General features: G+C 45.5%; 24 protein-coding genes and 1 pseudogene. 9 read left to right on the top strand and 16 right to left on the bottom strand.

The features are described 5' to 3' along the window. Window positions 1-78: 78 nt before the first annotated feature. The 7 genes from benD to OO774_RS20180 form a co-directional block, all read right to left on the bottom strand. Window positions 79-858: a benzoate diol dehydrogenase BenD gene (gene benD / locus OO774_RS20210; RefSeq protein WP_264906215.1), complete on the bottom strand. Its 780-nt coding sequence runs from the start codon at window positions 856-858 to the stop codon at window positions 79-81. Further along, the gene (gene benC, locus OO774_RS20205) at window positions 855-1886 is read right to left on the bottom strand and encodes a benzoate 1,2-dioxygenase electron transfer component BenC (RefSeq protein WP_264906214.1); all 1032 of its coding nucleotides are present in this window, start codon (window positions 1884-1886) and stop codon (window positions 855-857) included. The genes benD and benC overlap by 4 nt, the downstream gene beginning before the upstream one ends. Before the next feature lie 20 nt (window positions 1887-1906). Further along, a complete protein-coding gene (benB, locus tag OO774_RS20200) occupies window positions 1907-2398 on the bottom strand; it encodes a benzoate 1,2-dioxygenase small subunit (RefSeq protein ID WP_264906213.1) in 492 nt (163 codons plus the stop codon). Continuing rightward, window positions 2395-3771 (bottom strand): Rieske 2Fe-2S domain-containing protein, encoded by a 1377-nt coding sequence (locus OO774_RS20195; protein WP_264906212.1) that lies wholly within the window; start codon window positions 3769-3771, stop codon window positions 2395-2397. Before OO774_RS20195 ends, benB begins: the two co-directional genes overlap by 4 nt. 100 nt (window positions 3772-3871) lie before the next feature. After that, window positions 3872-4813: a catechol 1,2-dioxygenase gene (catA, locus tag OO774_RS20190; protein WP_264906211.1), complete on the bottom strand. Its 942-nt coding sequence runs from the start codon at window positions 4811-4813 to the stop codon at window positions 3872-3874. A 60-nt stretch (window positions 4814-4873) separates the two neighbouring features. After that, complete coding sequence (gene catC, locus OO774_RS20185; RefSeq protein ID WP_264906210.1) at window positions 4874-5164, bottom strand: muconolactone Delta-isomerase; 291 nt, start codon at window positions 5162-5164, stop codon at window positions 4874-4876. An 18-nt stretch (window positions 5165-5182) separates the two neighbouring features. Beyond that, a complete protein-coding gene (locus OO774_RS20180; RefSeq protein ID WP_264906209.1) occupies window positions 5183-6301 on the bottom strand; it encodes a muconate/chloromuconate family cycloisomerase in 1119 nt (372 codons plus the stop codon). 125 nt (window positions 6302-6426) lie between these two features. On the opposite strand from OO774_RS20180, the gene OO774_RS20175 reads away from it, so the two are divergent. The 6 genes from OO774_RS20175 to OO774_RS20150 all read left to right on the top strand — a co-directional run bounded on the left by OO774_RS20175 (window position 6427) and on the right by OO774_RS20150 (window position 12153). Next, window positions 6427-7332 carry a LysR family transcriptional regulator gene (locus OO774_RS20175; protein WP_264906207.1) on the top strand — a complete coding sequence of 302 codons (906 nt, stop codon included), beginning with the start codon at window positions 6427-6429 and terminating at the stop codon, window positions 7330-7332. A gap of 305 nt (window positions 7333-7637) precedes the next feature. Next, window positions 7638-8453 (top strand): CoA transferase subunit A, encoded by an 816-nt coding sequence (locus OO774_RS20170; protein WP_264906205.1) that lies wholly within the window; start codon window positions 7638-7640, stop codon window positions 8451-8453. Continuing rightward, complete coding sequence (locus tag OO774_RS20165; RefSeq protein WP_264906203.1) at window positions 8453-9229, top strand: CoA-transferase subunit beta; 777 nt, start codon at window positions 8453-8455, stop codon at window positions 9227-9229. The genes OO774_RS20170 and OO774_RS20165 overlap by 1 nt, the downstream gene beginning before the upstream one ends. Window positions 9230-9237: 8 nt before the next feature. Beyond that, window positions 9238-10440 (top strand): 3-oxoadipyl-CoA thiolase, encoded by a 1203-nt coding sequence (gene pcaF, locus OO774_RS20160; RefSeq protein ID WP_264906201.1) that lies wholly within the window; start codon window positions 9238-9240, stop codon window positions 10438-10440. 13 nt (window positions 10441-10453) lie between these two features. Continuing rightward, window positions 10454-11242 carry an alpha/beta hydrolase gene (locus OO774_RS20155; RefSeq protein ID WP_264906199.1) on the top strand — a complete coding sequence of 263 codons (789 nt, stop codon included), beginning with the start codon at window positions 10454-10456 and terminating at the stop codon, window positions 11240-11242. 143 nt (window positions 11243-11385) lie between these two features. Further along, on the top strand, window positions 11386-12153 hold the full coding sequence (locus OO774_RS20150) for an IclR family transcriptional regulator C-terminal domain-containing protein (RefSeq protein ID WP_264906198.1): 768 nt from the start codon (window positions 11386-11388) through the stop codon (window positions 12151-12153). 185 nt (window positions 12154-12338) lie between these two features. On the opposite strand, the pseudogene OO774_RS20145 reads toward OO774_RS20150, so the two are convergent. The 6 genes and pseudogenes from OO774_RS20145 to OO774_RS20120 form a co-directional block, all read right to left on the bottom strand. Continuing rightward, a pseudogene (locus tag OO774_RS20145) lies at window positions 12339-12507 on the bottom strand (IS3 family transposase); the annotation flags it as partial. Window positions 12508-12804: 297 nt separating this feature from the next. Next, on the bottom strand, window positions 12805-15906 hold the full coding sequence (locus OO774_RS20140) for an efflux RND transporter permease subunit (protein ID WP_264906196.1): 3102 nt from the start codon (window positions 15904-15906) through the stop codon (window positions 12805-12807). Beyond that, window positions 15903-17219, bottom strand: a complete 1317-nt coding sequence (locus tag OO774_RS20135) for an HlyD family secretion protein (protein ID WP_264906194.1) — start codon at window positions 17217-17219, stop codon at window positions 15903-15905. Before OO774_RS20135 ends, OO774_RS20140 begins: the two co-directional genes overlap by 4 nt. Next, window positions 17216-17494 (bottom strand): hypothetical protein, encoded by a 279-nt coding sequence (locus OO774_RS20130; protein WP_264906193.1) that lies wholly within the window; start codon window positions 17492-17494, stop codon window positions 17216-17218. The genes OO774_RS20135 and OO774_RS20130 overlap by 4 nt, the downstream gene beginning before the upstream one ends. A gap of 710 nt (window positions 17495-18204) precedes the next feature. Continuing rightward, a complete protein-coding gene (locus OO774_RS20125) occupies window positions 18205-18903 on the bottom strand; it encodes an LrgB family protein (RefSeq protein WP_264906192.1) in 699 nt (232 codons plus the stop codon). After that, on the bottom strand, window positions 18904-19323 hold the full coding sequence (locus OO774_RS20120) for a CidA/LrgA family protein (RefSeq protein ID WP_264906190.1): 420 nt from the start codon (window positions 19321-19323) through the stop codon (window positions 18904-18906). A 136-nt stretch (window positions 19324-19459) separates the two neighbouring features. Here OO774_RS20120 and OO774_RS20115 point away from each other — a divergent pair, with 136 nt between their 5' ends. The 3 genes from OO774_RS20115 (at window position 19460) to OO774_RS20105 (ending at window position 22637) form a co-directional block, all read left to right on the top strand. Beyond that, window positions 19460-20353 carry a LysR family transcriptional regulator gene (locus OO774_RS20115; protein WP_264906188.1) on the top strand — a complete coding sequence of 298 codons (894 nt, stop codon included), beginning with the start codon at window positions 19460-19462 and terminating at the stop codon, window positions 20351-20353. A gap of 188 nt (window positions 20354-20541) precedes the next feature. Next, on the top strand, window positions 20542-21456 hold the full coding sequence (locus tag OO774_RS20110; RefSeq protein WP_264906186.1) for a DMT family transporter: 915 nt from the start codon (window positions 20542-20544) through the stop codon (window positions 21454-21456). Between the two features lie 251 nt (window positions 21457-21707). Further along, window positions 21708-22637, top strand: a complete 930-nt coding sequence (locus tag OO774_RS20105; RefSeq protein ID WP_264906184.1) for a helix-turn-helix domain-containing protein — start codon at window positions 21708-21710, stop codon at window positions 22635-22637. A gap of 36 nt (window positions 22638-22673) precedes the next feature. Here OO774_RS20105 and OO774_RS20100 read toward each other — a convergent pair whose 3' ends face one another. The 3 genes from OO774_RS20100 to OO774_RS20090 form a co-directional block, all read right to left on the bottom strand. Beyond that, entirely contained in the window at window positions 22674-23603 is a 930-nt protein-coding gene (locus tag OO774_RS20100; protein ID WP_264906183.1) for an arginase family protein, read from the bottom strand. A gap of 40 nt (window positions 23604-23643) precedes the next feature. Further along, window positions 23644-24297, bottom strand: a complete 654-nt coding sequence (locus OO774_RS20095; RefSeq protein ID WP_264906181.1) for a cyclase family protein — start codon at window positions 24295-24297, stop codon at window positions 23644-23646. A 129-nt stretch (window positions 24298-24426) separates the two neighbouring features. Beyond that, entirely contained in the window at window positions 24427-25413 is a 987-nt protein-coding gene (locus OO774_RS20090) for a zinc-binding alcohol dehydrogenase family protein (RefSeq protein WP_264906180.1), read from the bottom strand. Window positions 25414-25461: the final 48 nt, after the last annotated feature.

The raw sequence follows: 25461 nt of genomic DNA, 5'->3' as shown, positions 1-25461 counted from the left end.
AATTCGTTGTTCATTGTGCTCTCCTTGCATGTTCTTTTGTTTGTGTTTTTACGTTATTAAAACCTGTTCCTTTCTTTACTAACCTAAATCCCCTCCGGCCACAGGAAGCACTGTTCCCGTGATGTAACTCGCTGCATCAGACGCCAAAAATAGGATTGGTTCAGACTGCTCATCAAGCGTTCCATAGCGATGCATAAAGCTGGTGTCATTGGTCTGGTCGATAAGGGTTTGATACCAATCTTTTTCCTGCTCCTGCTGGGGTTCACGATTGCGCGGGGTCAAGCGCGCTGGAGCCTCAGTGCCGCCTGGTGCAGTGGCATTTATCCGAATTCCACGCTCGGCGTATTCGAATGCCATATTCACTGTCAGCGCATTAACGCCTCCCTTAGAAGCGCCATAGGGAACGCGCATCAATCCTCGGGTGGCAACGGATGAGACATTGACGATTGCCCCACCCTTTTGCTCCAGCATGTAAGGGATAACAGCTCGACAACACCAAAGCGTCGGAAACAGTGACCGCTGAACTTCCTTCTCTATTTGCTCTGGTTGGTAATATTCGAATGGCTGAGCCCAAATGGTTCCGCCAACATTGTTGATGAGAATATCGATACGACCATATTGCGCGTAGGCTTTCTCCATAACGGATTGTGCGCCTTGCCAGGTTTCCAAATCAGCTTGAAGCGCCAGTACTTCCGTTCCTTGCTCTTGCAGTTGCGAGGCCACCCCATGCACATAGTCGGCGATATCGACCAGAACCAGCGTTGCACCTTCGCTCGCGGCCAACTCGGCTACGCGTTTACCAATACCTTGCGCAGCCCCGGTGACAATCATGACCTTATTGACAAAGCGCGCACTCATGCGGCCTCCTCAGAAGCAGGAGTAACGCTTGCAGTGAATTTCTCGTAATGGAAAGAATTCGGCTTAATTCCCTGGGATTCGAAGTGGCCTAATACCGCGTTCACCATTGGTGGTGGCCCGCAAAGGTAAACATCAACGTCACCATCATTGAAAGGCGCGTCTTCCATATGATTGGTCACGTATCCTTTGCGCGGGTGATCGCTTTCTTCACTCGCGACAACCGTTTTAAAACTGAAATTAGGGATACTCGCGGCAAAGGATTCCAAAGCAGATACGCACACCAAATCGTCATCGTTGGTTACGCCATAGATTAGATGTACTGGCTGGTCACACCCTTTTTCTTTCAGTTGTTCCAGCATAGAAAGAAATGGAGCTAATCCCGTACCACCAGCGAGCATAACAACAGGGCGCTCAACCGGACGTAAATAGAACACACCCATAGGACCAGTTAACGAGACTGTATCTTTGGACTTAGCTTTACCAACCAGCCAAGAACTCATCAGGCCGCCGGGAACATTTCGAATCAAGAAACTCAATTCCCGACTTCCAGGCAGTGAGCTGAATGAATAAGCTCTGGTTTCATTACTGCCCGGGACCTGTATATTCACGTATTGTCCAGGGAGGAAGCCGATATCACTTTGAGCGGTAATTTTTAGCTCGATGGCGGTCGGCGATATAAGGTTGACCACATCAACGGTTCCCGATACGGTGCTGTTAGCGGCCTTACTGCACATTGAAGAAACTGCGGGAATTTCGACGACGCAATCGCTGGATGGCACCATTTGACAGGTTAGGATAAGCCCTTTTTCAGCTTCTTCATCCGTGAGCGCTTCATCGATGTATTCTTCGCCTAAATCGTATTTCCCTTGACGGCAACTGCCCTTACACGTACCGCAAACACCATCCGAACAGTCCATAGGCAGGTTCAATTGTGCGCGGTATGCCGCATCGAGAACCGTCTCGCCGTCATTACAGCTAATGACACGGGTAACGCCATCTTCGAAATTGAGTGCAATGTTAAAAGTCATATTGATTCTCCTGCAATCCATTACAAGTGGTAAACATCAACCGCTTGATTGATGCAGTCGTTAGTCAGCACGATTTTTTTGAATGTGATTAGAGGGGTCTCGCTGCTGATATCTAAGGTGTAAAAAGAAGTACCGTAGTATTCCTGCGTCTTCTTATAGCGATAGGATTTCGTCAGCCAGTTGAAACGCAGCTGCAACTCATTCCCTTCATGTGACAAGATTTCCAACCCGCTAATGAAGTGTTTAGTGCGCGGTTCTGGCAACGAACTCGCGCCAGAGCGTTCCGTTTTCAATCGGTAAACGCGGTCTTCTAAGCCATCTCGATTTGGGTAATAAATCAGTGATATTTCGCGCTGAGGGTCTTCAGTAAGTTGATCGTCGTCATCCCAGGCAGGCATCCAGTAAGTCACATCTTTGTGATAGCAAGTTAGCCAGTTATCCCATTCTTTATCATCGAGGTAGCGGGCTTCGCGGTTGATAAACTGCTCTATATCGTGGTAATTAAAGCTCATGCGTCAGCCTCCTTGTTAAGTACCGGAATGATTTGGTCAGATTCAGCTTCAATGGCTCTTAGCATTTCATGTTGCCAGTGTTGGTGGTGGTTAACGTACAAGCCTTCATCTTCCGGTTTAGTCCCGCTCATTAGAGGCTTCATATCTAACTGGTTAGCGTGGTCATCAGGACCGTCAATCCAGTGGGACGCACCACGGCTCATGTCATTCCATCGTGCGCCTCTTGCCTCGTATCCGTCCTGGCATGCGCGGAATTCTTCCAGATCGTCAGGCGTACCCATGCCAGATACATTGAAGAAATCTTCGTACTGGCGAATACGCTTGGCACGCAACTCTGCTGGTTCGTTCTTTGGCGCAAAGGCGTAAATAGTGACTTCCGTTTTGTTCACATCAATAGGACGACTCACCCGAATCTGGGTAGAAAACTGATCCATTAAATAAACATTGGGATATAGGCAGAGATTTTTTGTTGTTCGGACGATAGAGTCGGCTCTTGCCTCACCGAAGGTCTTTTCCAATCGCGCTAGTTGGCTAAACACAGGACGAACTTCAGGGTTTAATAAGCGGGTCCAGAGCATCATGTGGCCGTGTTCAAATGAGTAGAAACCGCCTTCAGCTGACCAGCTTTTCGCATCTACTGCCTCAGTGCCGCCTTTTTCATAGTTTCTCTGGCCCATGGTCGATAAGTAGTTCCAGTGAACTGAACTCACGTGGTAGCCATCAGCGCCATTCTCTGCCGTTAACTTCCAGTTGCCTTCGTAGGTGTAAGTTGAACTGCCGCGCAGTATTTCCAACCCATCTTCTGCCTGATCAACAATGTTATCGATGATTTTGGTCGTTTCACCCAGGTGCTCTTCTAACGGAAGGACATCGGCGCTCAAACTACCGAAGAGAAATCCACGATAGTTGCCGAATTTAGCCATCTGCTTCAAATCGTGGGAACCTTCAGTATTGAACTGCTCCGGATAACCACCCTTTTTCTGGTCTTTGGCCTTGAGAAGTTTTCCGTCATTGCGGAACGTCCAGCCGTGAAACGGACAAGTAAAAGAAGCCTTGTTACCGCGCTTCTTACGGCACAGAGTGGCACCACGGTGGGAACAGGTGTTTAGAATGGCTTTTAATTCACCGTCTTTGGTGCGAGTGATGATAACTGGCTGTCTGCCGACAGTGACAGAGTAGTAGTCACCTGGATTTGGAATTTGGCTTTCGTGAGCAAGATAAACCCAGTTACCTTCAAAGATGTACTTCATTTCCAGTTCAAACAGTTCGTGGTCGGTGAAAATGCCACGATCACACTGGTAACGTCCGGTGTCTGGATCGGCAACAACGGCGTTTCGTACGTTGTCTGCTAGTTGCTTGAGTTTGCTATTCATTATATTTATTCCTTTTGTATCCTGGGTTTCGGGTACAGGGGTGCGGTAACCACCTCAATATTGAAGTGGTTAGCACAGGGCAATAAGTAGGGGGAATTTATTAAGCCTGTTGACCCTCAAGAGCGCGAAGGCGGGAGTGGCGAACTTGAAGCTCTGACTTTTCTGTGCTGACCAGCTGGATATCGAATTCAACCTGAGTGAGTGGACCTTCCAAGCCTAGAGCATCAGCCTTAGCTGGATCTTCGATGCGTTGCGCTTCAACAACCAACTCTTCCAGGGTTGCAAAAGCGAAATCATCGTAAGTGTATTCATCGCCAGCGAGGTTGATCTGAGTAGTTAGGTGCTTGTAACCCGGCTTAGAAATAAAGAAATGAATATGTGCAGGTCGGTTACCATGACGTCCTAACTGGTTAAGCAGTTGCTGAGTTGAGCCTTCAGGAGGACAACCGTAACCTGCCGGAATAATCGAGCGAGCTGTGTAGCGACCGTTTTCATCCGTCTCGATACGACGACGCAGGTTGTATTCACTTTGGGATTTATCAAAGTAAGAGTACGCTCCCATACTGTTTGCATGCCAAATATCGACTACCGCGTTGCAAATCGGATTGCCTTCTTGATCCGTAACCTGTCCAGTCAGTAGCATCACTTCTGATTCAGTATCGGTGCCATCATCCATGCGAGCAAAGCCTTCACTCTTCGGCGCACCTGCTACATATAGCGGGCCTTCAATCGTTCTTGGTGTTCCGCCATATAGTCCAGCTTGCTTATCTGCCTCGTCCAAACGAATGTCCAGGTACTTATCGATGCCAAGACCCGGGGCTAACAGAGCTGCCTCGCCATTCGCACCCAGTTGGTTGATGTAATACACCGCTGACCATAATTCATCCGGTGTAATATCCAGATCTTCTATAATCTGGTAGACATCGTGCATTAGGCGATGCAGGATGGTTTTAACCCTTTCATTACCGTCAGAGTTATTGAAACCTGCCACTTTCTCTAGTAGCTCCTGGACTTCCTGTGTGTGCATAGTTTTAACACTCATGATTGCTTCTCCTTGCTTTATTTCTTTGCTTCTTAGTTAGTTGACATCACTTCGGTGTTCTTATCGGTCATCTTCGTGAATGGACGAAGGGTGACGGCATAGTGGGGAAACGCTGATATCCATGTAAGGGAACAGAGGTAGCTGGCTGATTAGATCCTGCAGCTCAGCATTATCCTCTACATCAAAAATGCTGACGTTGGCGTAGCTGCCTGCCACGCGCCACAAGTGTCGCCACTTGCCGGACTGCTGAAGTTGTTGTGCGTAAGCCTTCTCTTTTGCTTTGATTTCAGCGACCGTGTCTTCCGGTAGTGAGTGTGGAATTTTCACGGTCATTTCTACTTTGAATAACATAAGGGGTTCTCCGTAAAGTTAGCTTCGGCGGTAATAGGCAAATTTGTCTTCGTCAATCTCGATACCGAGGCCCGGGCCAGTCGGTAAATCGACGCCGTTATGATGGAAGTTGAGTGGATTCGTCACGATGTCATCCTTCATCAGTAACGGGCCAAACATCTCCGTTCCCCAATGCAAGGTTTCTAGTGTTGACCAGGCGTGCAACGAAGCAGCGGTACCAATCGTGCCTTCCAGTAACGTGCCACCGTAGAGACCAATGCCTGCGGCTTGAGCTACATGTGCTTGTTGTAAGGCTTGGATTGGGCCACCTGCTTTGGCGATTTTTAAAGCAACTGCGCCTGCGAATCCGCCTTTCGCGAGGTGATACATATCCTTAGCGTCTGCGACTGATTCATCGGCTAGAATCGGTAGGGAAAATTTCTGAGACAAACGAACCAAAGCATCAAAGTCTTTCATTGGTGTAGGCTGTTCGACCAAATCAACGCCCGCTTCGGTAAATTTCGCCATAGCAATAGCGGCGCTGGATTCATCCCAAGCCTGGTTAACATCGACACGAATACTCGCCGAATCGCCTACGGCCTGTTTAATAGCGATGACATGGTTAACGTCATCCTTTAATGCTCCAGAGCCAATTTTGAGTTTGAAATCACAATGGCGCTCAGCGTCGATTAAACTCAGAGCTTCATCGATATCTTGGTTGGTATTACCACTGGCTAACGTCCATAGAACCGGGAGATGTTGATGGACTGCCCCGCCAAGTAATTCCGATACCGAGAGGTTTAAGCGCTTACCTTGTAAATCCAACAAAGCGGTTTCTATCGCCGACTTCGCCAGGTTGTTGCCTCGAATGGCGGAATTGAGCCTTACTTTTAAGGTATTGATGTTGTGCGACGGCTGCCCAATGAGGTGAGGTGCGAAGTAAGTATCAATCGTCAGCTTGACACTCTCAGGGCTTTCAGGGCCATACGCTAAACCGCCAATGGTGGTTGCTTCACCGATCCCCTCGAATCCATCAGAATCTTTAATTCGCACAATCACCATCGTTTGTACTCCCATGGTAGTCACGGAAAGCTTGTGCGGACGTATTGTTGGGATATCAATCAGACTCGCCTCAATGGAATGAATGGTTGCTGACATATAGGCTCCAAGTAACTTTGTTAAACAATATGTAAATGAGATGTGAATCATTTGTTTGGTGAAGGTTATGTGTAATAGTGATCTGATACAAATATCAAATAAGTAGTGAGCAATACCCAGGAGGTATGATGGAGTTAAGACACCTGCGATACTTTGTCGCTGTCGCTGAGGAAGGAAATCTCACCAGAGCCGCAGAAAAGCTATGTATTGCCCAGCCGCCGCTAACTAGGCAGATAAAGCAACTTGAGGAAATAGTTGGCGTTCCGCTGTTTATTCGTAAGCCCCGGGGACTAGAGTTGACGGATGGCGGCGCGTACTTTTTAGTTCATGCGAAACAAATTCTCGACAAAGTGATGGTGACGATTGAAGGAACGCAGCAGATAACGAAAAAACGCAAAACATTATTTTCTATCGGCTTTGTTCCTTCGGTGTTTTACGGCCAGCTACCACTGATGGTAAGACGGCTAAGGAAAAACAAAAATTTAGAAATCGTGTTACATGAATTAACAACTCGTGACCAAATTGAAGCGTTGAAAACAGGAAAAATTGATATCGGCTTCGGCCGAGTCCATATCGATGACCCTGAAATCGAACAGGAACTGCTGTTTGAGGAACCGTTAATAGCTGCAATTCCGAGTGGTCATGAGTTAGGGAAAAGTAACCCTTCCTTACAAGAATTGGCCGAAATTCCAATGATCACGTTTCCCACTGGTCCCGGCGCACAATTTGCTCATTTTACTCAGGGACTATTTTATAACCGTGGTTTAAGAAGCAATGTCAGCCAACAAGTCAATGACTTACAAACCGCACTTTCCTTGGTTGCTTCAGAGATGGGATTTACATTGGTTCCGGAACAGGTACGTAAACTAAACCGAGAAGGTATTGAGTACGTCCGGCTCCAAGATACCAGTATCAAAACACAAGTCATCGCCTCTCGCCGACGAGGAGAAAACATCAACGCGGTAATGCGACTAGTGAACACAATCTTGGAAGAGCTAGTTGAAAACCGCAGAACGGGCCGATACTCCTAACCCTTAAATGGGTTAGGTACCTTTTGCCCAATTCATCAAACGATTATGTGGCTTAAACGCCACTTTCTCCGCACTTCACCTCACACATTATTCTGTTTTGAAACCACTCGATACCCCGATTTTTCTCGGGTGTATTTGTTTACCTCAAGTTCGATATGCGAACACAAAAAACAATATTCGAACTTTTTTATTCTTTTTGCTTGACGATGGCTGATATTTTGAGCAAACATAATGTACGAATAGTGAATATTAGTGCGTATTTCGCACAATAACGTGAAGCACATAATCAGTAAGGAGACATTGTTATGGCTGAGTTCCTTTCTCTCAAAGAAGCGATAAGCAAGCATATTTTCCACGGCGACACTGTCGCGATGGAAGGTTTTACCCACCTCATCCCGTTCGCAGCTGGGCATGAAATCATCCGTCAGGAAAAAAGGGATTTAACGTTAATTCGTATGACCCCTGATTTGGTCTATGACCAGTTAATTGGCGCAGGATGTGTGAAAAAGTTGATCTTTTCTTGGGGAGGCAATCCAGGGGTAGGATCTTTGCACCGACTCCGAGACGCTGTAGAAAAAGGCTGGCCACATCAATTGGAACTCCTTGAGCATAGCCATGCAGCAATGGCATGCGCTTATGAAGCCGGAGCGGCTGGCTTGCCTCTCGCAGTATTCCGTGGCTACGTAGGAAGTGACCTGCCAAAAGTGAATGAACAGATCAAATTCATTACCTGCCCTTTTAGCAACGAACAGTTGGCTGCCGTGCCTTCAATTAGACCAGACGTGACGGTCATTCACGCTCAAAAAGCCGATAAAAAAGGCAATGTACTGATCGAAGGCATACTCGGTGTGCAAAAAGAAGCGGCCCTGGCCGCTAAACGTAGCATCGTCACGGTCGAAGAAATTGTTGATGAACTTGATGCTTCAGTGAACGCTTGCGTTCTCCCTTCGTGGGCAATCACGGCTATTTCACACGTTCCTTTAGGTGCGAAGCCTTCCTATGCCTTGGGCTACTATGAACGCGACAATAGCTTCTACAAACAATGGGATGGCATATCACGTGATCGAGCAAGCTTCCAAGCTTGGGTACAGGAAAACATTTTCGAACAGGGAGAAGCATAATGAGTTTTGAATACACGTCTTCAGAGATGATGAGCATCACCGCGGCTCGTGCACTAACGGATAACATGACTTGTTTTGTCGGCATCGGCCTGCCAAGTGAAGCCGCGAATTTAGCGCGACTGACTCATGCGCCGAATATTACCCTTATTTATGAATCGGGTACGTTACAGACCAAACCTAACGTCTTGCCATTGTCGATAGGTGACGGCGAATTGTGTCACTCGGCATTGAGCACCGTATCTGTTCCTGAAATGTTTCGTTATTGGTTACAAGGTGGTCATGTCAGCGTAGGATTTTTAGGTACGGCACAAATCGATCGTTTTGCAAACCTGAATACGACTCTGGTTGGTGATTACCGCAAACCAAAAGTGCGCTTACCAGGCGGAGGTGGTGCCCCAGAAATAGCCACCAACGCACAAGAAGTCTTTATCACTGTGAAACATTCAAAACGTACCTTTGTAAAAGATGTTGATTTCATCACCACTGTAGGCTTCGGCCGTGATGGAAAGGCAAGAGACAATGTCCCTAATCTCGGCAAAGGTCCGACGGTTGTTATCACAGACTTATGCATCCTTCGCCCTGACCCTGCAACCAAGGAATTGATAGTAGTGTCGCTGCACCCTGGTGTGACTCGAGAAGATGTCATAGACGCGACCGGCTGGGAAATTCAGTTTTCGGATAACCTGGAAACCACACCAGCGCCAAGTAGCTTAGAACTAAAAGTATTACGCGAGCTAAAAGAAAGAACTCAGCGCCAACATGCCAACCAAGAGTGAGAACTACTATGACTAATGTTTACCTTTGTAACCCTCGACGTTCAGCTATCGGTCGCTTCGGTGGTACCCTTTCAAGTGTTCGCCCAGATGATCTTGCAGCCAAAATTTTCCAAGCTGTTTTAGAGCAGTCACCGAACCTGGATCCTGCTGCTATCGACGAGGTAATTATGGGCTCGGCTAACCAAGCAGGCGAAGACAACCGAAATGTTGCACGTATGTCAGCTCTGTTAGCAGGCTTACCTACATCCGTTCCAGGTACCACGATTAATCGCTTATGTGGTTCAGGAATGGATGCGGTCGGAACGGCTTTCCGGGCTATCAAAGCGGGAGAAATGGATTTGGTACTGGCTGGTGGAGTCGAATCGATGTCACGCGCGCCTTATGTCATGGGCAAAGCCGACAGCGCGTTCACTCGAACCCAACAAATTGAAGATACAACGATTGGCTGGCGCTTCGTTAACCCATTAATGAAAGAATTATACGGTGTCGACTCCATGCCTGAGACGGCTGAAAATGTAGCGGAAACCTATAATATTTCCCGCCAGGATCAGGACCTTTTTGCTTTTCGATCACAGCAAAAAGCGCAACACGCCATTACTGACCAGATTTTTGCACAAGAAATCGTGCCGATTGAAATTCAGCGCAAACGCCAAGAACCGTTGATATTCGATACCGATGAACACCCACGACCAAGCACGTTGGAAAAGCTCTCCTCACTCCCTGCCCCGTTCCGAAACGGTGGCAGTGTTACAGCAGGCAATGCGTCGGGTGTAAATGATGGTGCTGCGGCGATGCTTGTTGCCAGTGAGGAAGCCATCAGTCAACATAGCCTAACACCAGTAGCAAAAATATTGGGTATGGCAACAGCGGGGGTTGAACCTCGAGTAATGGGTATTGGCCCTGTCCCAGCAGTGAAAAAATTACTGGAGAAGCATAGGATAAGCATTCAAGATATAGACGTTATCGAACTTAACGAAGCATTTTCAGCGCAAGGATTAGCAGTGTTGAGAGAGTTAGGGGTTGCCGACGACGACTCTAGGGTTAACCCGAATGGCGGCGCGATTGCTTTGGGTCATCCTTTAGGTATGTCAGGTGCCCGTTTACTGATGACAGCCGCATACCAATTACAACGAACGGGTGGGCGCTATGCACTATGTACTATGTGCGTTGGAGTTGGACAAGGTATCGCGACACTTATCGAACGAGCTTAAACAAGGAGATCGCATGGGTTTTATGAGCTATCAAGGTCGCGCTATCTGCTACCATAGCCATGGAGAAGAAGGGAAACCGCTGCTGATATTGGCGCACCCGCTTGGTATGAATCAGGCTGTATGGGAAGGTGTTCTGCCCTATTTGACTCCTTACTTCACAGTTATGACCTGGGATCTACCGGGTCATGGAGACAGTGACGCTTTAGTCGAAGGCACCACAGAGATCACACCTAACGATTTGGCAGGTGAGGTACTTGCCCTAGCAGACTTGGTTGGGGCTGAACGTTTCCATTTTGTCGGTACATCGATTGGCGGTGTTATAGGTCAGCAGTTGCTACTCAGCGATAGTGAGAGAGTAATTTCCGCCGTGCTAACCAATACTGGAGCCGTCATTGGCACTAAAGAAAACTGGGAAGTTCGAGCTATTGACGTACGCACTAACGGACTCGGTTCGATGGTCGATCAAATAGTTCCGCGCTGGTTCGGTGCGCAGGCTTGTCGACAACAGCCAAATCTAATGAGTACATGGAAACAAGCGCTCTCTAGGTGTGATAACCACAGTTATGCATCTCTGTGCGTCATGCTAGGACAAACGGATTTTCGTCATCAAAAATTAAATAATGATGTGCAGCTGGTCTTGGTAGGTGGCAGTGATGATGTAGCAACTCCCCCTCATTCGCTACAACAAATAGCTGACTTAAATAACGCTAGTGCTCCAGTTATTCTGGATGGTATTGGCCACGTTCCGTCAGTAGAAGATCCCGCTTTGTTCAGTGACGTAATCTTATCCCATATGCGTTAATTTGAGATAATCAGACATCGCCCGTACTGTGGCGATGTCTGATTACTATCTATGCTTGAACCACTTACCTATTGTCCAACCATTGATTGGCTCCATGCATTCGTGCGATAATCGCACAATTATTCGACTTTGGATGTAGTAAAATGGAACATGACGTTTCTGATAAAGACTTCCTGACCACGTTTGCCAAAGGTCTTAACGTGATTCGCTCGTTCGAACCAAACTCAATGAGCATGACCCTCACAGAGGTCGCAAAAAAAAACGATCTATCCAGAGCATCAGCAAGACGCTTCTTACTGACCATGCTAAAACTCGGCTACGTTGAAACCGACGGCAATAGATTCTCCCTTACAGCGAAAGTTCTTGAACTTGGGTATTCCTACCTGTCGACATTGGATGTCGGAGGCACAGTCTCTACCCAATTAGAATTGGTCACTCAACAGCTTGGTGAATCTAGCTCGGCAGCCGTACTCGAGGGAGAAAATATCGTTTATATTGCCCGAATCCCTGTCCGTCCTCTCATGGCTTTCAACTTACAGATCGGTGCCAGACTTCCAGCGTATGCAACGTCGATGGGAAGAGTACTTCTGTCTGCACTTCCAGAAGAAGAGTTAGATCATTTGTTAGCGCAATCCAATCTTATCCAGTTGACACCAAACACGCTGACATCGCCTAGTGAACTAAAGGCAGAGATTGCCAAGGTTCGCTTACAAGGGTATGCCATCAATGACCAGGAACTAGAGCTGGGATTACGTTCCGTGGCAGTTCCCGTATTCAACCGCAACGGAAAGCTTCGATTAACCCTGAATGTAAGCTGTCACTCCAGTAAGACCACGGTAGATAGGATGATCAGTGAGTTTGTTCCAGTCCTGAAAGATACAGCTCAGCGCATCTCGATGTCCCTGCCGTAGTCCCGTGGACGGTAAATTTGCTCCAAATTAGTATGAGAGACTTTATAATCAGAAAAGTGATTTGTGGAAGTTTAAAACGATTAAATGCACACGCGAAAACTAATTTATCCATTCTTATACTTCTTTGGAACTCTTTTATTATGGCAAACTCCAAAATGAAGTGTCCAGCCAGACTGGACACTTCATTAAGCGAAATATTGCTTTTCAACGTTAACTGGGCTTAGATACCCAAGAGCACCGAGCCTTCCCCCGATTATAATTAACTTCAATGTACTCGAAGACCGTTTGGCGCATCTCATCTCTGGTCATGAACGGTTCATATTGGATTGCTTCAACTTTCAGCGAATGGAAGAAGCAAGCAAGATATTTGGAGCACGATCTACAATCAAACAAATGACATGCACCTGTCATTATGTAAATTAGCGAAAGACGAATAACTTAAAGTATTGAAAGCCGGAAAACGTTAGTTCCTATATTAAGGTAAAGAAATGTGGAACGGACTTCTCCTACCTAGAAATCTTCATGCTTACTTCAACTATCTATATCTAGAGCTATAAACTCAGACAAATAGCTGTTTAATGGTGATAAGCAAACGCAACAGAGAGCTTTTAAACTAAAGCAAATCGGGTCAATGTGACCCGCTTTGTTTAATCAGATGTCCTCGTGTTTATGCACCAAACCGAAGTCTGCAAGAACTGAGTAGGCTGCCGGGATCATAAATAGTACCAGTAAGGTTGAGGCAAAGATGCCGAACACAATGGAGATGACCAAAGGCTGAATGACCTGAGCTTGCAAACTGGTTTCTGTCAGTAAAGGTAGTAAACCTGCAGCCGTGGTCATTGAGGTCAAAAACACCGCTCTGAATCGTTCGCGACTCGCTTTAACCACCGAGTCGTGAACGCTGTCTCCTTCATCGACGTGATGGCGAATATACTGCACTAGCAATATCGAATCGTTGACCACGATGCCAGCTAGGGAGACAAAGCCCATCATACTTGGCATGCTAAGTGAGTGACCGAGCAATATGTGCCCCCAAACTACGCCAATGAAGGCAAGTGGGATAGCCAGCATTACTACTACAGGCTCCAGATAGCTGCGGAACTGATAACTAAGTATGGCAAACACGCCGAACAGACCAAGCAGGAAACCTTTGCCCATTGACGCGCCCGTTTCAGCGGCATCTTTGGCTTCCCCTTCAAAATCGAAACGTAACCCCGGGTATTTCGCCACCAGTTTTGACGCTTCATCACGTTGGAATTGAGCGATGATCGCTGTTGAGTTAGCTTTGGTATTGTCGACATCACCAAATACGCTAATGGTTCTTAAACCATCAATACGCTGGATTCGAACATAGTTACGTTGAAAATCTAACGTCGCAATGGTTGCCAGTGGTATCTGACTGCCATCCGACATGATGATCGGGAAGTTTGCCAGTTGTTGTAGGTCGCCCGCTTGAACTTTATCGAGACGCACTTCAATCGAGATATTTTCTACGCCGACCTGAATCTCATCCGCGGTCTGACCAAAAAAGGCTGCACGCAGCTGGTTAGCAACCAATTGTCCGTTGATACCATAAGTTTCTGCGCCCGGACGAAGTTTGACTAACACCTCTTCTTTACCCATTCGCATATCGTCAAGCACGCCATGTATGCCATCGAATTCGTTAAGATATTGCTGGATATCGATTGAGGCGGATTTGAGTGCCTCTAGGTCATCATGTTTGGCGCGGATTTCAATTGCGCGTCCACCTGGCCCCATCGTTGGCTGTTTAAAGACCAATGAAATGGGATCGGCCAGTTCACCAACATCTTGGCGCCAAGCGGCGATGAAATCATCAATAACGGTATTGCGACTCTCTGCACCGAGTAGATCAAGTCGAACGGTGGCGATATGTGGCCCTGACTCATTGGCGTCAGCATTGGCATTAAACTGGCTAGTAATATGCTCAATAAGTGGCACACCGTTTTCGAAATTTTGCGTCCATTCTTTGTCTAGCTTTTGCGCAGACGCAACGATCTTACCAACCACGGACTCGGTTTGAGAAAGTGATGAGCCCGGCGGCAGAATGATACGCGCTTCGGCGATATCACCATCGAGTTCTGGGAAGGGTTGAAACTTGAGTAAGCCTCCAGCCAACGTTGCTAATGAGATGAACAATAAGGCTAAGACACCACCGAGGAAGGCGTAACGAAATTCAACCACTCTCTCCACTGCGTTGACTAAGGTTGTATTGCGAAAGTTCTCAAAGCCATCAAGGAGTTTCTTTTTAAATTTGGCTGGGGGCTTTTCATTCTTCTCTTTATGCAGTGAATGCGATAAGTGGTTGGGAAGAATAAGAAAAGCTTCAACTAAACTCAGCGTCAGTACGAGAATCAGCACTTGTGGAACGGCTTTGAGCACGGCTCCCATTTCGCCTTGCAAAAACAGCAAGCTACCAAAAATACATACCGTAGTAAGGAAAGAAGAGACAACGCCGGGTAGCACTTTTTTCACCCCTTTGATGACGGCATTTTCGACATCTTCTCCTCTATCTAGGTGAGCGGCGATGGATTCAGCAATAACTATCGCATCGTCCATCATAATACCGATCGCCATAAGCAGACCGACCAATGACATAATATTGATTGAAAGTCCGAGCTGCACCATCAGGAATAGTCCGCCAAGGAAAGCAACGGGTAAGCCGGCTGCCACCCAGAATGAATAGCGAAGGCTAAAGAACAACCACATGGTGGCGAACACAAGCACGATACCCTGCCAGCCATTGCGAACCATCATGGTTAAACGATCCCACAGTACAGACGAGAGATCATTGGTGAGCTCTAATTTGACGCCGTCTGGGGCGATAGCTTGTTGCTGCTCTACGAACTGCGCGACACGCTCCTTGATTCTGAGCGCATCATCTTCTTTGTTCTTACTGACTTTGAGTAGGGCTGAAGGGTGGCCATCGAAGAGAACCTTCTGTTCATCTAATTCAAAGCGGTCGGTAATGGTTGCGATGTCTTTAAGTCGAATCTGTGAACCGTTTGGTCCAGAGCCAACGACGATCGATTCAAGTTGCTGCGGTGAAATACGTCTTTCATCGAAACGGATCAGAAAATTCTTGTCGGGTGTTTCAACATTACCACTTGGTAATTTAATATTCTGGCGACCAATTTGAGTGGCGATATCACCGACACTCAAGCCAAGTTGACGCATGGCTTGCGAGTCTAATTCGACGCGAAACTGATGGTCAGAAAATCCCGCCACATCAACCAGAGATACGTTATAGTCGAGTTTTAATGCTCGCTTAAGCTGTTCTGCATAGGCTTTCAGTTCCGGCCAGCTTGTATCTGCGGTAATGGCTACGTCAACAACAGGTTCGTTCCAGTCCAGTTCCTGCACCACAGGAGACTCAATCTGCTGTGGAAAATCATTGATCGAGTTGATTTGAGTTTGTACATCGACCAACATTCGCCCGATATCGGCTTTGTCGTTAAGTTTGAGGATCAGTCTTGCCGATCCCTCAATGGCTTCACATTGGGTCTCTTCGATATTAGCAAGTCCATCAACCGCATCTTCCATTCGAACACAGATGCTCTCTTCCACTTCTTGCGGGGACGCGCCGGGGTAGACGACGCCTGCCATTATGTAGGGAGGGTCGAATTCTGGGAAGGTTTCCCGCTTAATGTTGGAAAGTGATGTAATACCCATGACCAGCAAGCTAAGCATAAGTAGGTTTGCGGCTGTCGGGTGTTTAGAGAAGAATCGAATCATTGTGGAGACTCCTCGTTGCCACCATCAGATTCTTTCAACAACATGCCGTTAATCGCTGGCAGCAAATCGTTAAGGATCAGTTTGTTACCTTGTTCCAATTGCCCATCAATAACGACCTGATTATCGCGACGATAAAGCACCGACACTAGCTTAATCTCCAATTTATTGTCCTCACCCATGAGATAGATTTTATCGCCATGCAATGCACGTTCAGGGATCACCCAACTTGGGTTTTGTTGCCCCTCAATAGAGGCTCTTACAAACATGCCATTGACCAGTGGCGGTTGCGAGCTTGGGTTCAGATGACGGTAATCTTGTTGAATTTCCAGAATAACACCTGCAGTGGCCTGATTTGGGTCAACGGTCTCGCTGATACGGCTCACTTTCGCAGGCCACCTCGCTTTCATATTACCGCTGCTTAATTCAATGCTTGCGTCGATAAAGGTCATATCTGGCTGGGGAATACCGGATGCATCACGATTAAACTCACCAATACTTGAGGCGAGCGTGTGCATATCATGGATAGAGAGTTGAGCCTCGACTTCCATTACGTCCATGCCGTGTGCGGTTACCATGGTTTGCTGCAGATTAACGACCTGATTTTGCTCTATATCAACTTGAGCAATACGCAGATCATTGGGCAAAGTAATGATGGTTTTTTCTAGTGAACGTTGCGCTTCTTCCACTTTAGACAGGTCAACTTTGACCAAAGCTTCGGCGACTCGTTTTTCGGCGGGCATCAGACCGATTTGATTTTCAATGTCGAGTACCAGCTTGCGTTGTGAAAGCGCACTTTGCTCTTGCTGATCCACATCCGATTGGGAGGTAAGCCCTTTTGCACGTAGATTTTGTTTACGTGCTAGCTCTTTGTTGGCGATCACTAAACGATTGCGCTCAATTTTTAGCGTCGCCTTTAGGTTTTGTTCTTCTTGGTTTAGCTTGGCGAGAGAAGTTTGTGCAGATTTAAGATCCGCCAGAGCTTGGACCAATTTGAGTTCGTAATCGAGCGGGTCAATACGCAGTATTTCTGTTCCTGCTTGAAGAATTTGACCTTTTTCGAGTTTGGGATGGCGGTAGACGATTTTGCCCGTCACCTCAGCGATGGCTTTCCATTCGACCTTTGGCGTAATTTTGCCATAGCCAATCGCTTGTGGCGCCATAGCTCGGAGTTGTAACGGGACAGTATCAACCAAACGTGCACGATCACTTGCTGGCTTAATAGGCAAATCGGGCTTGAGTTTTATGGCAAGCACTAACGTGACTACCCCGATAGCAAGCGCCGGAAAGAACAGTAATTTCTTATTGATTTTCATAGTTTATGTTCCTGAAGGTCGTTAGGTAGTAACATGCCATTTGTCATCAGTTTTATGTTGTGCTCTAACAATTGATTAAGGAATTCTTCAGAAAGGTCTATCCCGTGAATGGCAAGGAGCGACTGAGGGGCGATAAAAGGGAACACCATTAAGCTGATAAAAGACACCTTGTCGTAAGCCATAACAGTGAAGAGTTCACGGGCGTGGTCGATAAGCTTTTGTCTAGCGTCAATGCTGTCGCTGGGACGACCTGCTTTTCTGCTGGTATCTGTCACAAGTTAACTCTCATTATTAATCGTATGATTAATTATAGAGAGTTCGCTAACTAACCGATATGACGTAAATTAATCAATATTTAAACAAGTGATTAATTTCTAAGGTTTGATGATGACTAAAGATATCTAAATAGAAAAATGCCCGCGTAGTGGGCGACTATACGGGCTAAAAAGGTAAGAAATGTGGAATGGACTTCTCTGAGTATAATCGGACGAGAAGGCGCAGTGATCTTGGGTATCTAAACCCTGTGAACTTTGAACAGCAAAATGGACTGCCACCGCTCTCCTAGACAAATTTAGGGCAAAAAAGAGCCGTAAAATACGGTTCTTAACTCTTCGGCTTTTCTGTTGAAACAACCATAAGTTGATATTATTGTGACAACAATATCTAAGGCACCAAAGCATAGTAAGAAACTTTCTTACAAGAAAATAGTTCCATCACTTCCCCTGCTAATATGTAAGTCGATAAAATCGATTGGTAGTTACGATACTTCAGAATTGCTTGGCGATCAGACATTATCAGTAGGCTTGCGCTAGCTAGAACGCCTGGCTTGGGGTGCGCATTAAACATGAACCTTTGATTATGCTAACGCAAAATCGATCTTTAATTTGATGAAGATAGATAATGAATGGCAGTTGGGCTAACTTCTTTCCGTACTTTGCTGGAGCTTTTAAGCTTTGAATTGGTAAGTGCAATAGTGCCACCACACTTACCAAAAAATATAGCCAAGTAATGGGGCAATCAATACTGTCACCATTCCTGCTATCATCATTGCTATGCTAGCAATGACTCCCTCAGTGTTGCCAAACTGAAAGGCTTTCGCAGTGCCAGCTCCATGAGCTGATGCTCCCAAACTCACCCCTTTACCCAGTCGAGAACGAATAGACAATACCGTCAATATAGACTCTCCCACTACCATACCTATGACTCCAGTAATTACCACGAATAATGCGGTTAAGTCGATTTGGCCACCAATTAATTTGGATGCTTCAACAGCAAAAGGGGTTGTTATTGAACGCATAGCTAAACTTCGTTGAAGCATTTCAGATAAATCAAATAACCGAGCTAGCATCACTGTACTTGTGACAGCCACGATGACTGAGATGGATACGCCAACCACCATAGATAACCAATGTCGTCGTATCAGATCAAGGTTATCATACACCGGTATAGAAAATGCCACCGTTGCCGGGCCTAGCATCCACATCAGCCAATGAGAATCTTCCATGTATGAGTTGTAAGGAATTTTGAACGCTACCACCATAATGATTAATAAAACCGGAGCGAGAAATAATGGCATTAACAAAATATTTTGCTTGCGTCGGTAAAAATACTTGCTGAAATAATAAAATATCAGTGTCATAACCAAACAAAAAAGACCGACTCCGTATTGCCCCCATACCTCCATTTAAGACTCCATATCTTTTGCTAAAAGGCTCTGATTACAACTTCGTTTGCGGCGCGCAAGCTTTAGCTCAAATCGATAAACTCGGTCAATGACTAACGCCGTAGCTGCAATAACAATAATGGTACTACTCAGCAACACCGCAAAAATTTTCAGCCCCTGATGTACGACTAAAGATTGGTAATTCACAACGGCCACCACTGCAGGTACAAAAAAAAGTAACATTTCCGCCAGCAGCCAAGTTGCCCCATCGCGCAACCAATTAACATTAACGACTCGAGCCAACAAAAGCAGCAAAAGCAATAACATCCCCGTTACATTAGCAGGTATGGGTAAATGAAACTGTCTGACTAAATAATCTCCTGCCAGCCATATCAGTGACAAACCAACTATCTGTAAAACAGTAAGAAAGCACCTTACCATGACCCACCTCGCATCATATCTTTGAACGTCATCACATTATAGAGACCACTACTACCTTCATAAAATGAATTATAATTATTAAAAGTATGCCAATATGGAATGATAGGGTTTTAGTTAGGATTTTTGAGGTTCTAAAATGGATATAAAAGCTTTACGTTACTTTGTAACATTGATTCAACATCAAAGCTTCACGCGTGCTTCAGAAGCTCTATTTGTTACTCAACCAACCATCAGCAAGATGATTAGAAACTTAGAACAATCGTTAAACCAGCCACTTATTCAGCGTGATGGAAGAAGATTTTGGTTAACCGATGCAGGGGAAATCTTTTACGCAAGAGCATTACAAGTAATTGATACGATGGAACAACTTAATGCTGAGCTGGATGATTTGAATCATCTAGAGGGAGGTCACCTTCGCTTGGGGATTCCACCTATGGTTGGGCATCTCTATGCGGGAATAATACGTCGCTATAAACAACTGTATCCTAAAGTAGAATTAACCATCTTAGAGTATGGTGGAAGAAAGATAGAGCAAGCTTTAATAAATGGCGAAATGGACGTTGCGATCACTATGTTACCGACGCATACCGATCATGCAATTACATTTCTACCTTTGGATAGGTACCAAATACAGGCTATTGTACCAAATAATGCTAAGTGGCAGAACAACGCCTTGGTTTCTTGGCATGATATAAGAGATGAACCCTTCTATATGTATACTAAAGACTTCACTCTCAGCGAATATATCCTTCAGCGTTGCCACCAAGCTGGATATACCCCTCAGATTTCAGCGCGAAGCAGCCAATGGGACTTTTTAGTTGCACTAGTCAAAAATGGAAGTGGGATTACGTTTCTCCCACAGCCACTATGCCACCGAATCCTCGACACGGAAGTTTTGGTAAAAACCATTTCACCCTCAATGGACTGGCGGTTAGGCCTTATTTGGCATTCAGAGAGGTATATCCCAAAGACAGCAACAGCTTGGATCGAGCTATGTAAACAAGAAAAAAGCGGTCCAAACAGGAGATAATAAAAACCGTAGGCGTTGTATTTTAATTCGAATGAAGAGCAAAGTGATATGAAGAAGTCATCATAATTCCAATAACATTCTTCACTTAGCTTTGGCCGATACACACTAGAATTTGGCAAGTAGGAGCAAGAAACTGCAGGGCGATGCGGGCATGATGATTTTACATCTCAAGGAAAGAGGAAATCATTATGAATATAGGTTACTTAAGCGTACTAATGTGTTACTTACTGGTTGGTATTAGTTACCCCATCGCAGCCGAGTCGATGAATAGCATTCCGGTATGGACATTCATTGCGATCACCTTCGCAATAGGTTTTGTATTTTTGTATATTATTGGGCGTGCTACAGGTGCCCCAGCTATCTTTTCACTCAGCCTAAAAACATGGGCCATCATCAGCTTACAGTCATTACTAGGTGCTGTTTTATATACCGCATTCCTGCTATACGGATTTGAATACTCAAACGCAATTTCTGCCTCAATCTTTACGAGTATTGCCCCGGCCGTAGTACTAGCGCTGTCTTATTTCTTACTTAAAGAAAAATTGAGTGCACGTAAAGGTTTTGCGATTTTATTCGCAATAGCAGGTGTACTGGTCCTGACGATTCCGTCTAGTGACACATCTGGAAGTTCATCACTTTACGGTATTATTCTGCTTGCGCTATCGACACTTTCGACCTCTGGTTGTGTTATCGCAGCGAAAAAATACGATGTACAACTTCCGGCTCTGACTATGGCGACCGGGGTATGTTTTACCGGGATGATCTTTACCGTTCCGTTAATGTTCCTGCTAGAAACGAAAGATATTGACCTATCACTACTGTTTGACAGTAAAAACACAGTGACCATGATCTACTATGGCATTCTGGTGTGGGCAGTCCCTTACTTCTGCTTCTTTAACGGTGTGACGAAAATTCCGGCCAGTGCAACGGGTATGGCGTTTGCAATTATTCCAGTGGCATCAACCTTCTTCTCTATCTTTTTCTTCGACCAATCACTGACTGTGACGGACGGTATCGCGCTACTCATGGTGACCAGTTCAATTCTTCTTTCAGAATCGAACGAAACCGAATCTTATACAGTACCAACTGAGTTAGAAAGTTAACGCACCAACACTGAACACAACAAATCACAAACGCACTCCCAAGGTGAAATAGCACTAATGGGGTGCGTTTTTTTAGTTTTCGTCAAGCCTCTTTAATTTGCCGTCTTGCTGTCAGCCGTACTATCTCACTGTTTTCCCTTTATTTATGCAATATGCACCTTTTTCGCCCATAGAGTTCTAGCGAATCTTTGCTACTGGCACTTATATTGCTTTAAAGCTAATAACTAGTTATAGCTGGGAATACCTGGATTATGAGCACTATTTTCTCGACTGACACATTAGAGCAAAAAGATCGATTCAACTACTGGAACGATGTGGTGACCAAGCACTATGCACCGTGTTTGGGAGTAGCCAGTAATACGGCTCAGTTCAAAGCCACAACGTCAGTTCAACACGTGGGGTCAACAGAATTAAGTCACGTAGATTCTGAGAGCATCCGCTATGATCGACGAGCTGCAGATTTACGCTCTGTTCCCAGAGAAGATATTTTTCTATCAGTGATGTTAGAAGGCGAAGGTTATTTCGAGCAGAATGAGCGTCAGGTAGCACACCAAGTCGGCGACATTCTGATCTATGATTCAGGCAAACCATACTCATTCAATTACACTTCAGCATATAAAGCGATGCTTTTGCGAATACCGCGCCCTTTAATTCAGGCCAAAGTAACTCGATTGGATAATCTGGGTGGTACCGTACTGAATGATCAATCGTCTTTTGGCCGATTAATTAAATCGCTGATGAACGAAACATCGATTATCGCGTCATCTCCTGACCTTATCAATGAAGATGATTTTATCGTGCCAACGCTCGATATGCTGACAACAGCCATCGACCGCGCAACAACGACTGATCATTCTATGACGTCTCACAACAAGCTACTGAACGAAATTAAAACTTATATCCGTAGTCATATTACTGATGAAGAGTTAAGCCTTGAAAGCGTCGCGTCTGAAAAAGGGATATCTCTGCGCACACTCAGCAGACTATTTGCGGAAGTGGGAGAGACCCCTCGCAACTGGTTACAGTCACAGCGTTTATCCTGTGCTTATGACGCATTAGCCAATAAACGCGTCACCAATATTACAGAAGCGGCACTCACCTTCGGCTATAAAGATTTGTCTCATTTCAGCCGTACCTTCAAAAAGCAATTTGGTTATTCACCAAGAGAGCTGACAAGGTAATTCTGCAAAAATCATCATAAAAAAAGGTAAGCAACCCTAAGGCCGCTTACCCATATGCGAACACACAACAATTACAGGAAAATACGTTTGTTTTTTACCCACCAAAGGCAGCTTTTCGAGCATGTTCTTCAGGTTCAATGAATCCCATGGCAAGTGTTCAGCGATACCCAAGCCCACAACTTCGGTGTTTTCACTGGCTACGTTAATGACTTTTACAACGTCTTCCAGAGTGATCTGCCCCTGAGCGATCCCTTCATAGGCATCTGCCGGCACATTTGGATTTTTGAACAACAATGAGCCGAAGTTCGCGATACTAAGCACATCAAGATCAAGGTGAATCGCCAGTACCTTAATGTTCTCTTCTTCTACCCATTTTTGAATCGAAGTAATTTCGCTTTGAATCTCTTCCGGGCGACACACTCGCATGTTGCGGTCTTTCAGGAAGTTCGCTTCAAACTCGCTTTCGTTATTAACTCCAGCGTACATAATCTTGTTCGTTTTAATTGGCGTACTAACAAAGTTAGTCAGATCGCTGTCACCTTCACCCATCAGAGCACGTAATACCGACGCATGAGAATGTTCAAATTCTTCAGATGTCATGATATCCGGGTGAGCATCCACCCAAAGAATACCTAGGTCATCGCCGTACTTTTCTTGCAAGTAAGCAAATGGTGCTAAATCGACCAGGCAATCGCCGCCCAGTACGACCAAACTATCTGGAGAATGCTTTTCAATTAGCTCTTTTGAGTGTTGAATTTGAGGGATGATCTCTGAGCGACCAACAATTCCATTTTCATTCTCTAACTGGTGGTTTTCATCAAAAGTGACGTTCACTTGTTCAACCGGACCATTCGCTTCAGGCGCTAACCAGGCCAGCAACTGAGCACCGAAATAGTAAGCGTGATTGTTTCCGCCTTGCCATTGCGGCATGAGTAGTCGAAGGGTTTTGTTATTTTCTACAGACATAATAAATTACCTTAAATTGAAATACAGACTAAGCGCTGTATCACTCATAAACTGTTGCAAATACACGTGCTGGAAAACTAGCAAGTGGAACACGAGGAGGAACCGCAGTCAGATAAGCATCTTTGCCTTCTGCGGCAGCTATGTTGGTCATATCTTCACAAATCACAATGCCGTTGCTCAGTAGAATGTTGTGAACCGGAATCGCTGATTCAGAGGTTTCGATGTTATCAACCAACGGAGAATCTATCCCAACCAGAACAACGCCTTGCTCAACTAAATAGTCAGCCGCTTCAACAGAAAGGTATGGCGTATTGATTCCGTACTCTTCCTTACCAAAAAACTGGTCATGCTTGCTGTTAAGCAGTACCGCTTTACCGGTTACATTTAAGCGCTCAAAATCTTCCACTTCAAAAGAGACTCTGCTGTCTGGCTTATTCACAACAATAAGCGGAAGGTGCGCTAACTTTTCTAATGGGTAGTCACAAATTTTGTCGCCATCCGGGTCTTCATGATAAGGCGCATCGATGTACGTACCGGAAATACCCAGTAAATTAATGCCGTCAATAAGAGCATTATTGCCAAATCGAGGGAAGTGGTCATACACTTCGACATGGCTAAGCCCCGGATAAGTTTCCATCCCGTGTTCTAGCTTGTGGTTAAGTTCGATATATTCCTTCACAACTATCTTAGTCATTGAGTCCGTCCTGATTATTTGTATTCCTTTACTCACTAATATACTCACTCCGAAGGTGAATACTTGGCTAAAAAAGACAAATACTTGTTCAGCAAAGCCAAGTCACTACACTTCAGGTAGTCATAGCTATCATTCACTTTCTTGGTCTAGCTGGAGCAGAATCGTTCCCTGCGCCTGACGCGAAATTAAATGTTGATAAGCTTGTTCGTACTCTTCCAGTGGAAATACACTGTCGATTCGAGGTTTGATCTTGCCTTGCTCTAAAAGAATTTTTAGGACATGGAATACATGCTCCACGTCTTCATCTGTTTCTAAATGTGCATCGAATCCAAGCAGTTTTTTCTCGTAAACAACAACATCAACAATATCGATTTCTGAAGTAAAGCCACCAGCAAAACCAATAGAAACAACGGCACCTCGGGTTTTTAGGCACTTCATTAGTTGGCCTAAAACTTCACCCGCTACAGTATCAAAAGCTAAATCCACACCTTTGCCTTGCGTGAGTTCCATTACTGTTGAAACCATATCTTGAGAAGAAAGGTCAATAACATGCTTCGCGCCAGATTCCAGCGCATTGGCTATTTTCCCGTTGGTTGAAACAACGCCAATCGGTGTTGCTCCTAATGCGTTTACCAGCTGTATTAAAGCGTGGCCAAGAGAACCTGTCGCACCCGAAATCAGTACTGTTTGTCCCTTTTTAAGTTGGCCCACCCGACTAATTGCCTGATACGCAGATACGTAATTAATTGGCAACGCCGCAGCGATATCCAGATCAATACCAACCGGAAGTTCAACAATCCATTTGTCTTCTACCAATACGAATTGTTGATGCAAGCCATCTTCGGTAATACCCAAAGCACCGCCACCATAAATAGCCACAGGCGTACCCGTTTTAAAGTGCTCACTTTCTACAATGACACCAGAACCATCATTGCTTAATACTAACGGGGCTTTGGCAGCCGGTACGCCACCCATTCGAATCTGGTTCGATAGAGGGTTTACCGTTGCGGCATGCATTTTCACCAGCGAAAACCCTGGCTTAGCTTGAGGAATTGAGCGTTCTTCAATGTGAAGAACAGGTTGAGTACCTAATTGCTTGGCGACTAATGCTTTCATTGTTATTCCGATGATTCTCATACGCTGCACACGGCAGCGTCATTAAAC

The sequence above is a fragment of the Vibrio sp. STUT-A11 genome (assembly GCF_026000435.1).
Classification (GTDB): domain Bacteria; phylum Pseudomonadota; class Gammaproteobacteria; order Enterobacterales; family Vibrionaceae; genus Vibrio.
The sequence above is the reverse complement of the archived record's forward strand: the minus strand, read 5'-3'. Positions and strand labels throughout refer to the sequence as shown.

Coding starts and splice junctions, on each gene's coding strand:
- OO774_RS20100 (WP_264906183.1), bottom strand. CDS start 23,603: ATGTCTGTAGAAAATAACAAAACCCTTCGACTACTCATGCCGCAATGG.
- OO774_RS20110 (WP_264906186.1), top strand. CDS start 20,542: ATGAATATAGGTTACTTAAGCGTACTAATGTGTTACTTACTGGTTGGT.
- OO774_RS20180 (WP_264906209.1), bottom strand. CDS start 6,301: ATGTCAGCAACCATTCATTCCATTGAGGCGAGTCTGATTGATATCCCA.
- OO774_RS20105 (WP_264906184.1), top strand. CDS start 21,708: ATGAGCACTATTTTCTCGACTGACACATTAGAGCAAAAAGATCGATTC.
- OO774_RS20195 (WP_264906212.1), bottom strand. CDS start 3,771: ATGAATAGCAAACTCAAGCAACTAGCAGACAACGTACGAAACGCCGTT.
- benD (WP_264906215.1), bottom strand. CDS start 858: ATGAGTGCGCGCTTTGTCAATAAGGTCATGATTGTCACCGGGGCTGCG.
- OO774_RS20090 (WP_264906180.1), bottom strand. CDS start 25,413: ATGAAAGCATTAGTCGCCAAGCAATTAGGTACTCAACCTGTTCTTCAC.
- catC (WP_264906210.1), bottom strand. CDS start 5,164: ATGTTATTCAAAGTAGAAATGACCGTGAAAATTCCACACTCACTACCG.
- OO774_RS20150 (WP_264906198.1), top strand. CDS start 11,386: ATGGAACATGACGTTTCTGATAAAGACTTCCTGACCACGTTTGCCAAA.
- OO774_RS20155 (WP_264906199.1), top strand. CDS start 10,454: ATGGGTTTTATGAGCTATCAAGGTCGCGCTATCTGCTACCATAGCCAT.
- OO774_RS20115 (WP_264906188.1), top strand. CDS start 19,460: ATGGATATAAAAGCTTTACGTTACTTTGTAACATTGATTCAACATCAA.
- OO774_RS20140 (WP_264906196.1), bottom strand. CDS start 15,906: ATGATTCGATTCTTCTCTAAACACCCGACAGCCGCAAACCTACTTATG.
- pcaF (WP_264906201.1), top strand. CDS start 9,238: ATGACTAATGTTTACCTTTGTAACCCTCGACGTTCAGCTATCGGTCGC.
- OO774_RS20120 (WP_264906190.1), bottom strand. CDS start 19,323: ATGGTAAGGTGCTTTCTTACTGTTTTACAGATAGTTGGTTTGTCACTG.
- catA (WP_264906211.1), bottom strand. CDS start 4,813: ATGAGTGTTAAAACTATGCACACACAGGAAGTCCAGGAGCTACTAGAG.
- benB (WP_264906213.1), bottom strand. CDS start 2,398: ATGAGCTTTAATTACCACGATATAGAGCAGTTTATCAACCGCGAAGCC.
- OO774_RS20095 (WP_264906181.1), bottom strand. CDS start 24,297: ATGACTAAGATAGTTGTGAAGGAATATATCGAACTTAACCACAAGCTA.
- OO774_RS20170 (WP_264906205.1), top strand. CDS start 7,638: ATGGCTGAGTTCCTTTCTCTCAAAGAAGCGATAAGCAAGCATATTTTC.
- OO774_RS20165 (WP_264906203.1), top strand. CDS start 8,453: ATGAGTTTTGAATACACGTCTTCAGAGATGATGAGCATCACCGCGGCT.
- OO774_RS20175 (WP_264906207.1), top strand. CDS start 6,427: ATGATGGAGTTAAGACACCTGCGATACTTTGTCGCTGTCGCTGAGGAA.
- OO774_RS20125 (WP_264906192.1), bottom strand. CDS start 18,903: ATGGAGGTATGGGGGCAATACGGAGTCGGTCTTTTTTGTTTGGTTATG.
- OO774_RS20135 (WP_264906194.1), bottom strand. CDS start 17,219: ATGAAAATCAATAAGAAATTACTGTTCTTTCCGGCGCTTGCTATCGGG.
- benC (WP_264906214.1), bottom strand. CDS start 1,886: ATGACTTTTAACATTGCACTCAATTTCGAAGATGGCGTTACCCGTGTC.